Here is a 12,440-nt window from a genome sequence, read left to right on the forward strand (position 1 = left end):
ACCACAACCCGGCCAAAGGCTACCTGAAAAATGCCGCTACTTTTCAGGTAGCCTTTCATCATCCCAAGCAAACCCTGTTCTGCCAAACCAAACGCAACATATCAGCCGCAAGCAAAGCAGGCTGTCTGAAATTTAGCAAACCGCCAGCCCCAATTCATATTTTAGCTTCGCAGAAACTCGCTGCACTCGTTTTCAGGTAGCCTTTCCCCGCCCTTAAGGCTAGCTGAAATTCCCTCCGCCCCGTTTTGCGCTAGAATACCCGCTTTCCATTTTCCCCAAGGCCGCCGCCATGCCCCAGCAAACCGCCCACTACCTCAAAGACTACCGCGCCCCCGAATACCTCGTGCCCGCCATCCGCCTCGATTTCGACATCCGCGAAGAGCACACCGCCGTGGCCGCCGAGCTCTCCATCCAGCCCCAGCCCAATGCCGGCGGCACACTCGTGTTGCAAGGCTCCGCCGAGCTCGTCTCCCTCGCCATCAACGGCCAAAGGCTACCTGAAAACAGCTACACCTTAGAAAACAACACACTAAGCATCCCAAACGTTCCCGCCCAGCCCTTCTCCCTCAGCGTGTCCACCCGCCTGTATCCCCACGCCAACAAATCCCTGATGGGCCTCTACGCGAGCGGCGGCAACCTCTACACCCAATGCGAGCCCGAAGGCTTCCGCAAAATCACCTACCACCCCGACCGCCCCGACGTGATGGGCATCTACACCACCCGCATCAGCGCCGACCGCGCCCGCTACCCCGTGCTGCTCTCCAACGGCAACCGCACCGGCAGCGGCAGCCTGCCAGACAACCGCCACTGGGCCGAATGGCACGACCCTTTCGCCAAACCCAGCTACCTCTTCGCCCTCGTGGCCGGCGATTTGGTGTGCACCCGCGACAGCTTCACCACAAAAAGCGGCCGCCAAGTGGCCCTCGAATTCTTCACCCGCGCCGAAGATGCCGGCAAAGTGCGCTTCGGCATCGAATCGCTCAAACACGCCATGCGCTGGGACGAAACCCGCTTCGGCCTCGAATACGATTTGGACATTTTCATGGTGGTGGCCGTGGGCGACTTCAACATGGGCGCCATGGAAAACAAAGGCTTGAATATTTTCAACACCGCCTGCGTGCTGGCCGATAGCCGCAGCGCCACCGATGCCGACTTCGAGCGCGTGGAAGGCGTGATCGCCCACGAATATTTCCACAACTGGACGGGCAACCGCGTAACCTGCCGCGACTGGTTCCAGCTCTCGCTCAAAGAAGGCCTCACCGTGTTCCGCGACCAAGAATTCTCCGCCGACCGCGCCAGCCGCGAAGTGCGCCGCATCGAGAATGTGGCCTTCCTGCGCGCCCACCAGTTCCCCGAAGACGCCGGCCCCACTGCCCATCCCGTGCGCCCCGCCAGCTATGTGGAAATGAACAATTTCTACACCCTCACCGTGTATGAAAAAGGCGCCGAGGTGGTGCGCATGTATCACACCTTCCTCGGCGAAGCCGGCTTCCAGAAAGGCATGCAGCTCTATTTCCAGCGCCACGACGGCCAAGCCGTTACCTGCGACGACTTCCGCGCCGCCATGGCCGACGCCAACGGCTTCGATTACGAGCAGTTCGCCCTGTGGTACAGCCAGGCCGGCACGCCCGTGTTGGAAGTTTCAGGTAGCCTCCAGGCCGGCAACCGCTTTATGCTCAACGTCCGCCAAAGCATTCCGCCCACGCCCGACATGGCCGCCAAACAGCCGATGATGATTCCGCTCAAAGTCGCCCTGTTCAGCGCCGACGAAGATAGCTTCGGCGAGCCAATCCCCTTCAGGCTACCTGAAAATTTGTCTGCCGATGCCAACACGCACACCGAAGCCGTGCTCACCCTGCAACAAGCCGAAGAAAACATCGAGCTGCAATTCGAAGGCGCATACCGCCAAGTCGTGCCCTCCCTGCTGCGCGGCTTCTCCGCCCCCGTGAACCTGCACTACGCCTACAGCGACCACGAGCTCTCCGTGCTGCTCGCCTGCGACAGCGACCCCTTCGCCCGCTGGGAAGCCGCGCAAACCCTCTACCGCCGCGCCATCGCCGCCAACGAAGCCGCCCTGGTTTCAGGTAGCCCCCTGCCCGAACACCGCGCCCTGTTGCAAGCCATCGATTATGTATTGCGTGCCGACATCGGCGCCGCCTTCCAAGCCGTGCTGCTCGGCGTGCCCGGCGAAGCCGAACTGTGGGCCGGCCGCAAAAATATCGACCCGCTCATCATCCACCGCGCCCGCGAAGCCCTGCTCGATTTGATTGCCTCACACTTCGCCGAGCAATTCGCCGCTCTCAACGCCGAAGCCCGCCGCATGGAAGAAGAACAATCCGGCCTGGCCGAGCCCTACGAATACCACCCGCAGCAAGCTGGCTGGCGCGCCCTGCGCAACGTGTGCCGCGCCTTCATCCTGCGCGCCAGCCCCGCGCACATTGCCGAAGTGGCCGAACGCTATCCGCAAATGGCGCACAACATGACCCACGAATGGGGCATCCTCTGCGCCATCAACCACAACGAACGCCCCGAGCGCAACCGCCTGCTCGAGCAGTTTGCCGCCAAGTTCCGCAGCGACGACCTCGTGATGTGCAAATACTTCACCCTGATTGCCGCCAGCCACCGCGCCGACACCCCCGCGCAAATCCAAGCCGCCCTGGCGCACCCCGCCTTCAGCCTGGAAAACCCCAATAAAGCCCGCGCCCTGCTCGGCAGCTTCGGCCGCAACGTGCCGCACTTCCACGCCGCAGACGGCAGCGGCTACGCCTTCCTTGCCGGCCAAATCGGGCGTATCGACCGCTTCAACCCGCAAATCGCCGCCCGCCTGGCCCAGGCCTTCAACATCTGCGCCCAGCTCGAACCGCAGCGCCGCAGCCTGATGCGCGCCGAGCTGGAAAAACTCGCCGCCGATCCCGCCCTCTCCAAAGACAGCGGCGAAATCATCGGCAAAATCCTCCAGGCCTCCGCCTGACAGGCAAGCGGCGGCCGGGAAGATATAGCGGATTCCATTTAATCGGCACAAAGCGGCGAACCGCAACCAGTACGGCAAAGCAAGCCAACGCCGTACCGGTTTAAATTCAATTCGCTATCATTCCCGCCGCCGGTTTGATGTGCCGAAATATTTTTCAGGTAGCCTCTCATCCGTGAAGGTAAAGGCTACCTGAAAAACTTGGCTGCGCAGAAGCTCACTTCGTTCGTTTTAACTCCGTTGAAGCTAACGCTTTCAGGTAGCCTGTTCATTGCCCAATCAGTGCGCAAGCAAAAGCCCCGCATCAGCGGGGCTTGCCATTTGGTGCCGGTAAAGGGAGTCGAACCCCCGACCTTCGCATTACGAATGCGCTGCTCTACCAACTGAGCTATACCGGCAAACGCGCGCATTATAGCCGAAGCAGCCGCGTTTTCCTACACGGCAGCCAGCCTCTTCTCCTTGTTATCGGCTACCTGAAAAACGGAAAACGCTTTTTCAGGTAGCCTCAAATGCCGCCTGCAAAGCGCGTATAATCCGCCCGTTTGCATTTTCCCACCCGAAGCCATGCCCTATTTCGCCCTGTTTGACGATGCCGTGAGCGGCCGCGCAAAACTCTATCAAAATCATGTGGAAAGCCGTTTTTTCCATCATAACGAACTCGATTCGCTGGACGATGCGCTGCAAAAGGGCTGGCAAAAAGGGCTGCATTCGGTGTTGTTTGCAGACTACGGATTCGGGCTGCCGCTGATGGGCGTCGAGTCCGAACGCGGCGGCAATCTTGCCCTGCATTGGTTTGCCGACTGCGCCGACACCACTGCCGAAAGCTGGCTTGACCAAAATTCAGACGACCTCCCCGCCGGCATTTCCACGCCGCAATCCTCCGTATCCGAAGCCGATTACCTCGACCACATCCGCCAAATCCACGAAGCCATCCGGCGCGGCGACACCTATCAAATCAACTACACCACCCGCCTGCACCTGCAAGCCTACGGCAATCCCGTCAGCCTCTACCGCCGCCTGCGCCAGCCCGTCCCCTATGCCGTCTTGTCCCACCTGCCCGATGCGGCAGGAAAATCCGCGTGGACGCTGTGTTTCTCGCCCGAACTCTTCCTCAAAATCGGTTCGGACGGCACCATCAGCACCGAGCCGATGAAAGGCACTGCGCCGATTCTAGGCGACGGGCAAGACGAGAGCCGCGCCGCCGAGTTGCAAGCCGACCCGAAAAACCGCGCCGAAAACGTGATGATTGTCGATTTGCTGCGCAACGACCTCGGCAAAATCGCCCAAACCGGCAAAGTATGCGTGCCCGAGCCGTTTAAAGTGTCGCGTTTCGGCAGCGTCTGGCAGATGACCAGCACCATCCAAGCCCAAGCCCTGCCCGACACCTCCTTCGCCGACATCCTCCGCGCTGCTTTCCCCTGCGGCAGCATCACCGGCGCGCCCAAGCGCATGAGCATGCAGATTATCGAATCGCTCGAAGCCGAACCGCGCGGACTGTACACCGGCAGTATCGGCTACCTGAAACCCTGCGCGGGCGGGCTGGGGTTTGAAGGCATATTCAACGTCGTCATCCGCACCTTGTTGCTCAAACCCGTTTCAGACCTGATTTCAGACGACCTTCCATTTTCAGACGACCTAGATAGCGGATTAAATTTAAATCAGGACAAGGCGACGAAGCCGCAGACAGTACGGCAAGGCGAGGCAACGCCGTACCGGTTTAAAGTTAATCCACTATATCAAGGCATATACGGCGTCGGTTCCGGCATCGTCATCGACAGCGACCCCGCCGCCGAATATCGCGAATGCGGCTGGAAAGCCCGTTTTCTCAACGAATTGCGCCCCGCCTTCGGCATCTTTGAAACCATGCGCGTGGAAAACAGGCAATGCCGCCTGCTCGACCTGCATCTGGGTCGTCTGAAAACATCCGCCCAAGCCCTCAACCTGCCTCTGCCCGACGATGGCGAAACCCGAATCCGAGAATACATCGCCAAACTGCCCGACGGCACGTTCCGCCTGAAAGCCGAACTCTTTTCAGACGACCTCGCCATCAGCCACGCCCCCGTTGCCGAACTGCCCGTCCCGCAGCGCGTCATCCCCGCCCCGCAACCCCTCCCGCGCCGCGACTACCTGCGCCGCTTCAAAACCACCCGCCGCGCCCTGTACGACCAGGCGTGGCAAACCGCCGAAATACAAGGCGCGTTCGACAGCCTGTTTTTCAATTCGGACGGCATCCTGCTCGAAGGTGGCAGAAGCAACGTGTTCGTCAAATACCAAGGGCAATGGCTTACCCCGTCTCTGGATCTGGACATCCTCAACGGCGTCATGCGCCAAGCCGTGTTGCAGCAGCCGCAAACCTACTTGGGCGCGGACGCCGTCATCGAAACGCACATCACACGGCAAATGCTGGAACACGCCGAAGCAATCCGCCTCTCCAATGCCTTGAGGGGCGTGTTTGCAGTGAGCTTGGCAAGATAACGGAACAGCCTGAAACCGGATTGGGGTTTCAGGCTATTTGTTTGGGCAGCGTATTTTTAGCTTCGCAGAAACTGACTTCGTTCATTTTAACTTCGTTGAAGCTAACGCTTTCAGGTAACCTCGATGGCATGGCAGGCTACCTGAAAAATGGTTACGGCAAGAAAATCCCTGGCTTGCAAATCCGAGAAACATAAGAACAGCTAAGATTTGGTTAGATTTAGATCCAAGCTTAGTTTTCTCAAATTCAATGCGCCTCTTCCCAATTCTCCCCCGCGCCCACTTCCGCCACCAGCGGTACATCCAATAATCCGCCATCGACTTTCGCCATAATCTGCGGCAGTTTTTCTTTCACCAAATCCAGTTCGGCTTCGGGTACTTCCAGAACCAGTTCGTCATGCACCTGCATAATCAGTTTGCTCTTCAGGTCGTCTGAAACCAGCCAGCGGGACACGTCTATCATGGCTCGTTTGATGAGGTCGGAGGCGGTGCCTTGCATGGGGGCGTTGATGGCGGCGCGTTCGGCTCCGGCGCGGGCAACGGCGTTTTTGTTGCGGATGTCGGGCAGGTAGAGCCTTCTGCCGAACAGGGTTTCGACATAGCCTTGGGCGGCGGCTTGTTCTTTGGTGCGCTGCATGTATTCGGCGACGCCTGGGTAGCGGGCGAAGTATCGGTCGATAAAGGTTTTGGCGGACAGGTTGTCTATGCCCAGCGATTTGGCGAGGCCGTATTGTCCCATGCCGTAAATCAGCCCGAAGTTGATGGTTTTGGCGTAGCGGCGTTGTTCGGTCGAGACGTTTTCGGGGGCGATGCCGAATACTTCGGCGGCGGTGCGGCGGTGTACGTCTTCGCCGTTTTGGAAGGCTGCGATGAGGGTTTTGTCGCCGCTTAAATGCGCCATGATGCGCAGCTCGATTTGGGAATAGTCGGCGGATACGATGACGCTGCCTTGCGGTGCGGTGAAGGCGCGGCGGACTTTTCTGCCTTCGGCGGTGCGGATGGGGATGTTTTGCAGGTTGGGGTTGTTGCTTGCCAAGCGTCCTGTAATGGCGACGGCTTGGGCGTAGGTGGTATGCACGCGGTGGTCGCGCGGGGAAATCATTTCGGGCAGTTTGTCGGTGTAGGTGGATTTGAGTTTTGCCAGGCTGCGGTTTTGCAGGATGATTTTGGGCAGGGGGTAGTCGGGCGCGAGCTGTTCGAGCACGGCTTCGTTGGTGGAAATGCCGCCTTTGGCGGTTTTTTTCAGGCCTTTGGTGGGGATGCCCATTTTGTCGAACAGGATTTCTTGAAGCTGTTTGGGCGAGTTGAGGTTGAACGGCTGGCCTGCGGCGGCGTAGGCTTCTTGTTCGAGCTTCATCAGCTCGGTGCCGAGTTCCGCGCTTTGGCGGGCGAGTTCGGCGCGGTCGATTTGCACGCCGTTGCGTTCCATTTCAAACAATACCTGCGCGACGGGCAGCTCCATTTTTTCATACATTTCAAGCTGTTTGGTGTCCATTTGCGCGCGCAGGTGCGCTTCGAGGCGAAGGGCGAAATCGGCGTCTTGGGCGGCGTATTCGGTGGCTTGTTCTAAGGAAACGTCGGAAAAGGAAATGGCTTTCGCGCCTTTGCCGCACAATGATTTGTAGGTAATGGTTTCCAAGCCCAGCCAGCGTTCGGACAATTCGTCCAAGCCGTGTCCGAGATGGCTCTCGATGATGTAGGAAGCGAGCATGGCGTCGCCGGCAATGCCGTTCAGGGCGATGCCGTAGTTGGCGAAAACGTGTTGGTCGTATTTGAGGTTTTGCCCGATTTTTTTCAGGGCGGGGTTTCCCAAATGCGGTTTCAGACGACCTAATACGTCTTGTAAATCAAGCTGTTCGGGTGCGGCGGTCAGGCTGTGGCCTACGGGGATGTAAACCGCTTCGCCTGCTTGGAATGCGATGCTGATGCCGACCAGCGAGGCGTTCATCGCGTCTAGGGATGTGGTTTCCGTATCAATGCCGATTTTTTCCGCCTGCGCCAGTTTGTCCAACAAAGCAGCAAATTGGATTTCGGTGGTAACGGCTTGATAATCCAGTTTTTCGGGGGCGGGGGCATGTTCTATGATTTTTTCAGACGACGTTTCCATGTCCAACGCTGCCTGTTCGCCTATCGTATCGCTGCCGAACAAATCGCCGTCCGCCGCTTCGTGCATACGGCTTTCCGCTTCTTTCAGCCAAGTGCGGAAGCCCCAGCGTTTGAAATCGACTGCAAGCTGCGCCCATTTCGGCGACGTGCGGCGCAGGTTTTCGATGCCGTCTAAAAGCTCGGCGTGCAAATCCACATCGGTTTTAATCGTAACCAAATCATACGACAGCGGCAGTTGGGGCAGAGCGGCTTGCAGGTTTTCGCCCACTTTGCCCTTGATTTCCGCAGCGTGTTCCATTACTCCAGCCAGCGAGCCGTAGGCTTCCAGCCATTTGACAGCGGTTTTCGGGCCGCATTTTTCCACGCCCGGCACGTTATCGACCTTGTCGCCCATCAGCGCGAGATAATCGCGGATTTGGTCGGGGTGCACGCCGAATTTCGCCTTCACGCCTTCAATATCCAGCGTTTCTCCGCTCATCGTGTTCACCAGCGTAACACGTTCGTTTACCAATTGCGCCATATCCTTATCGCCCGTCGAAACAATGACTTGAAAACCATGTTCCGCCCCCTGTTTCGCCAGCGTGCCGATTACGTCGTCCGCTTCGACTTGAGGAATCACCAGAACCGGCCAACCCATCAACCGCACCAAATCCGGCAAGGCTTCCGCCTGCGGGCGCAAATCGTCCGGCATCGGCGGGCGCGTCGCCTTGTAGTCGGGGAACATCTCGTGGCGGAAATTTTTGCCCTTCGCATCAAACACCACCGCGCAATAATCGTGCACATAATCCGCCCGCAGCCGCCGCAGCATGTTCAACACGCCGTAAAGCGCACCCGTCGGCGCACCGTCGGGCGCGGTCAGTTGCGCCATCGCGTGATAGGCGCGGTAGAGATAGGAAGAGCCGTCAACGAGGAGGAGGGTTTTGCTCATGGGGATAACCGTTTGAGTGAAAGGGAAACAGCGGGATTATAAAGAAGAGGCTACCTGAAAACAAAGCAAACGGTTTTCAGGTAGCCTTTAGGGGAGTGGGCGGGAAGGGCCGGCATAGTTTTCAGGTAGCCTTTTCCACGCCCACAGGCAGCAGCACTACGCGCCCAAGAACCAGAATTTCAACGCCCACAGCACGGCCACGCCCCATACCATCGGCGGCACGTCGCGCTGGCGGCCACAGCACAGTTTCACCACGGCATAGCTGATGAAGCCCATGGCGATACCGTCGGCGATGGAATAGGAGAAGGGCATAAACACGATGGTGAGGAAGGCGGGTGCGGCCTCGGTCATGTCGTGCCAATCGATTTCGGTGGCCGAGCGCATCATCTGCACGCCGATATACAAGAGCGCGGGCGCGGTGGCGAAGGCGGGCACGGCCTGCGCCAGCGGAGAAAACCACAGGCAGGCCAGCATCAGCACGCCCACGGTTACGGCGGTGAGCCCGGTGCGGCCGCCCGCCGCCACGCCGGAAGCGCTTTCCACATAAGGCGTGGTGGAAGAAGTGCCCAGCGCCGCGCCGGCCACGATGGCCACAGAATCGGCAAACAGCGCTTTTTTCAGGCGCGGCAGGCGGCCGTTTTCCAGCAGGCCGGCACGGTGCGCCACGCCCACCAGCGTGCCGGTGCTGTCGAACAAATCCACCAGGAAAAACACGAAAATCACTGCAATCAGGCTACCTGAAAACAGGTCTTTGAAATCCATCTGCATAAAGGTGGGCGCAATGCTCGGAATGGCAGACACCACTTTGTCGAAACGGGTGAGCCCCAGCGGGATAGACAGCAGGGTGATGCCCATGATACCGAGGATGATGGCGCCGCGCACGCGGTAGTAATCCAGCGTGACGATCACGAAAAAGCCCAGCATCGCCAGCAGCATAGGCCAGTTTGGCGCATACGCGCCCGGCTGCCCTTCCACCGGCAGGCGGAACTCGCCCATGTGCACCAGCGTAGCCTCGTTGCCCACAATCACACCCGAGCCTTTGAGCGCAATCAGCGCCAAAAACAGGCCGATGCCCGCCGCAATCGCCATCTTCAGGCTCATCGGCAGCGCGTTTACCAGCATTTCGCGCACCTTCATAAAGCTGAACAAAATGAAGATGATGCCAGAAACAAACACCGCCGCCAGCGCCACCTGCCACGGCACGCCCATGCCCTTGACCACGCTGAAGGTGAAATAGGCGTTCAGGCCCATGCCCGGCGCCAGCGCAATCGGGTAGTTGGCCAGCATGCCCATGATGAAGCAGCCGATGGCCGCCGAAATGCAGGTGGCCACAAACACGGCTCCGAAATCCATGCCGGAGAGCGAGAGCGTGTGCGGGTTTACCACGATGATGTAGCACATGGTGAGGAAGGTGGTGAGCCCCGCCATCAGCTCGGTGCGAATGGTGGTGTTGTTTTCGGAAAGTTTGAAATAGCGGTTGAAGAAGGATTGCATGATGTTTTTCGGGGGTTGGGTTGGGATAAGGGTTTTTCGGGTAATGCTTGGTTGGGTTGGGAAACGGGGTTTTCAGTAGCCTTTCAGAGTTTGCCTGTGGAAGGCTACCTGAAAATTATCTGCGTCATTGGCCTTTACTACCGGAAAGCGCGGCCAATCGTGCGATCCACTCAGTTATCTGCCAGGCTTCGGCAGCCTGGCTGGGATTACGCGCGATCCAAGATTGCGTTTGCTGGTGCAACGGTATCAACTGTTGGCGGTCGTTTGCCTGTCCCAACACTTTTCGCATGATGCCCTGCCCAGCAATATCACGATAAGTGCATAAATCTGCTTTATTTTCCACATAGCACTGCGCGATATAGCCTGTAAACTGCCGCATCACTTGCCCGCGTAATTCGCTTTCCCAGCGTGCGGTTTGCTGCTTGTCTGCAAGCCGGCGATCGAACTCACGCTGCTGTTCCGGCGTCATGGCAAGAAACTGATCTGCTACTAGGTTAGATGTTTGATTAGCCAAATATTGGGCAACAATCTGCGCTTGCCGGGTAAACTCCATCCGGTTCAGCCGTTCGCTATTCTCCGCATAGGCCGGCATAAACAAGCATCCCAAGAATGGCGCCGCCATTATCGCTTTCATTATTGCTCCATTATTTTTCAGGTAGCCTCTGCCCTATTCCACCAGCTCGCCGCGCAGGCTGAAGGTGAAGGCTTCGGTGATTTCAATGTCCACCATCTGGTTGATGAGCGACACGTCGCCGGTGAAGTTCACCACGCGGTTGTTGGCGGTGCGGGCTTGGAGCTGGTCGGGGTCTTTTTTGGAGATGCCTTCCACCAGACAGCGTTGCACCGTGCCGAGCATGGTTTGGTTGATGCGGGCGGTTTCGGCTTCGATGACTTCGTTCAGGGCTTCGAGGCGGCGCACTTTTTCGGCGTGCGGGGTGTCGTCGGGCAGGTTGGCGGCGGGCGTGCCGGGGCGCGGGCTGTAAATAAAGACAAAGCTCAAATCGAAGGCGATGTCTTTCACCAGTTTCAGCGTCTGTTCGAACTCGCGCTCGGTTTCGCCGGGGAAGCCGACGATGAAGTCGCTGCTCAGGCACAAGTCGGGGCGGATGGCGCGCAGTTTGCGGATGATGGATTTGTATTCCAAGGCGGTGTAGCCGCGTTTCATCGCGCTCAATACGCGGTCTGAACCGCTCTGAATCGGCAGGTGCAGGTGCGACACCAGCTTGGGCAGGTCGCGGTAGCATTCGATGATGGCGTCGGTAAACTCGCGCGGGTGGCTGGTGGTGAAGCGCATACGCTCGATGCCGGGGATTTCGTGGACGATGCGCAGCAGGGTGGCAAAGTCGCAGATTTCGCCGTTGTCCATTTCGCCGCGATAGGCATTCACGTTCTGCCCCAACAGGTTGATTTCTTTCACGCCCTGTTGCGCCAAGCCGGCGATTTCGGTCAGCACGTCGTTCAGCGGTCGGGAGAATTCTTCGCCGCGCGTATAAGGCACAACGCAGAAGCTGCAATATTTGGAGCAGCCTTCCATAATGGAAACAAACGCGCTGCCGCCGTCCACGCGGGCGGGGGGCAGGTGGTCGAACTTTTCGATTTCGGGGAAGGAGATGTCCACTTGGGAGTGGCCGCTGGTTTCTTTGTCCACAATCATCTGCGGCAGGCGGTGCAGGGTTTGCGGGCCGAAGACGACATCGACATAAGGCGCACGCTCGATGATGGCTTCACCTTCCTGTGAGGCGACGCAGCCGGCCACGCCGATGATGAGGTTGGGGTTTTTCTGTTTGAGGGGTTTGATGCGGCCGAGGTCGGAGAATACTTTTTCCTGCGCTTTTTCTCGCACGGAGCAGGTGTTGAACAGGATGATGTCGGCGTTATCGGGTTCGGAAACCTGCTCGATGCCGCCGTGTTCTTCGGCAAGGACGGCGAGCATTTTGTCGCTGTCGTATTCGTTCATTTGGCAGCCGAAGGTGCGGATATAGACTTTTTTCATGGTTTGGTGCTTTCAGGTAGCCCGTAATCGCGGGGCTGATTATTATGCGAAGGCGGCATTATACGCAGTGCGCCGCAGCGTGAAAAGATAAAATCAAATCAATAACAAAATGCTACCACTCAAAATCTGAGGCTACCTGAAAAGGGTTTTTCAGGTAGCCTCAACGCAAGCAGGCGGGCTATTCTCGGTTGCGGCCGCGCCAGAAATAGCGTAGCACAAAGCCGGGGAAGGCAAACACCAGATACAGGCACGCCACCGCCACATAAAACTGCCAATGCTGGCGATGTACGCTGCCGCCCTGTGCTTCCAGCAGATAGGCCAACAGCGCCACAAAGGCAAACCCGGCCAGCAGCTCCGGCAAATGGTGGGCAAACCGTTTTTCAGGTAGCCTTTTGATGCCGAACCAGCGCACGCTCACAAACGGCAGGTTGGCACACACCAACGCCACCAACAGCAGCAGATACATCGCGGCAGTCATC

7 protein-coding genes and 1 tRNA gene are annotated in these 12,440 nt (G+C 58.3%); 2 read left to right on the forward strand and 6 right to left on the reverse strand.

Features of this window, described 5'->3' with window-relative positions; genetic code table 11:
• Positions 1 to 289 precede the first annotated feature (289 nt).
• Positions 290 to 2,971, forward strand: coding sequence for an aminopeptidase N (pepN, locus tag LG371_RS07985; protein ID WP_225748214.1), 2,682 nt, complete (start codon positions 290 to 292; stop codon positions 2,969 to 2,971).
• Positions 2,972 to 3,290: 319 nt separating this feature from the next.
• On the opposite strand, the gene LG371_RS07990 is transcribed toward pepN, so the two are convergent.
• A tRNA-Thr gene (locus LG371_RS07990) sits at positions 3,291 to 3,366 on the reverse strand.
• Positions 3,367 to 3,532: 166 nt separating this feature from the next.
• On the opposite strand from LG371_RS07990, the gene LG371_RS07995 reads away from it, so the two are divergent.
• Positions 3,533 to 5,443: a bifunctional chorismate-binding protein/class IV aminotransferase gene (locus tag LG371_RS07995; RefSeq protein WP_225748215.1), complete on the forward strand. Its 1,911-nt coding sequence runs from the start codon at positions 3,533 to 3,535 to the stop codon at positions 5,441 to 5,443.
• 244 nt (positions 5,444 to 5,687) lie between these two features.
• Here the strand turns inward: LG371_RS07995 and polA are convergent, their stop codons facing one another.
• The 5 genes from polA to LG371_RS08020 all read right to left on the reverse strand — a co-directional run bounded on the left by polA (position 5,688) and on the right by LG371_RS08020 (position 12,439).
• A complete protein-coding gene (gene polA, locus LG371_RS08000; RefSeq protein WP_225748216.1) occupies positions 5,688 to 8,474 on the reverse strand; it encodes a DNA polymerase I in 2,787 nt (928 codons plus the stop codon).
• Between the two features lie 156 nt (positions 8,475 to 8,630).
• A complete protein-coding gene (locus LG371_RS08005; protein WP_067594037.1) occupies positions 8,631 to 9,968 on the reverse strand; it encodes an NCS2 family permease in 1,338 nt (445 codons plus the stop codon).
• A 124-nt stretch (positions 9,969 to 10,092) separates the two neighbouring features.
• Positions 10,093 to 10,602 carry a hypothetical protein gene (locus LG371_RS08010; RefSeq protein ID WP_225748217.1) on the reverse strand — a complete coding sequence of 170 codons (510 nt, stop codon included), beginning with the start codon at positions 10,600 to 10,602 and terminating at the stop codon, positions 10,093 to 10,095.
• A gap of 33 nt (positions 10,603 to 10,635) precedes the next feature.
• Positions 10,636 to 11,961, reverse strand: coding sequence for a tRNA (N6-isopentenyl adenosine(37)-C2)-methylthiotransferase MiaB (gene miaB / locus LG371_RS08015; protein WP_067594043.1), 1,326 nt, complete (start codon positions 11,959 to 11,961; stop codon positions 10,636 to 10,638).
• Positions 11,962 to 12,139: 178 nt separating this feature from the next.
• Entirely contained in the window at positions 12,140 to 12,439 is a 300-nt protein-coding gene (locus LG371_RS08020) for a DUF2818 family protein (RefSeq protein ID WP_067594046.1), read from the reverse strand.
• Position 12,440 lies beyond the last annotated feature (1 nt).

This window comes from Eikenella sp. Marseille-P7795, from assembly GCF_916618725.1.
In the GTDB taxonomy this organism is placed as follows: domain Bacteria; phylum Pseudomonadota; class Gammaproteobacteria; order Burkholderiales; family Neisseriaceae; genus Eikenella; species Eikenella longinqua.

Bases quoted from the DNA above. Each gene is read 5' to 3' on its own strand.
- polA (WP_225748216.1), bottom strand. From the start codon at position 8,474: ATGAGCAAAACCCTCCTCCTCGTTGACGGCTCTTCCTATCTCTACCGC.
- pepN (WP_225748214.1), top strand. From the start codon at position 290: ATGCCCCAGCAAACCGCCCACTACCTCAAAGACTACCGCGCCCCCGAA.
- miaB (WP_067594043.1), bottom strand. From the start codon at position 11,961: ATGAAAAAAGTCTATATCCGCACCTTCGGCTGCCAAATGAACGAATAC.
- LG371_RS08020 (WP_067594046.1), bottom strand. From the start codon at position 12,439: ATGACTGCCGCGATGTATCTGCTGCTGTTGGTGGCGTTGGTGTGTGCC.
- LG371_RS08005 (WP_067594037.1), bottom strand. From the start codon at position 9,968: ATGCAATCCTTCTTCAACCGCTATTTCAAACTTTCCGAAAACAACACC.
- LG371_RS08010 (WP_225748217.1), bottom strand. From the start codon at position 10,602: ATGAAAGCGATAATGGCGGCGCCATTCTTGGGATGCTTGTTTATGCCG.
- LG371_RS07995 (WP_225748215.1), top strand. From the start codon at position 3,533: ATGCCCTATTTCGCCCTGTTTGACGATGCCGTGAGCGGCCGCGCAAAA.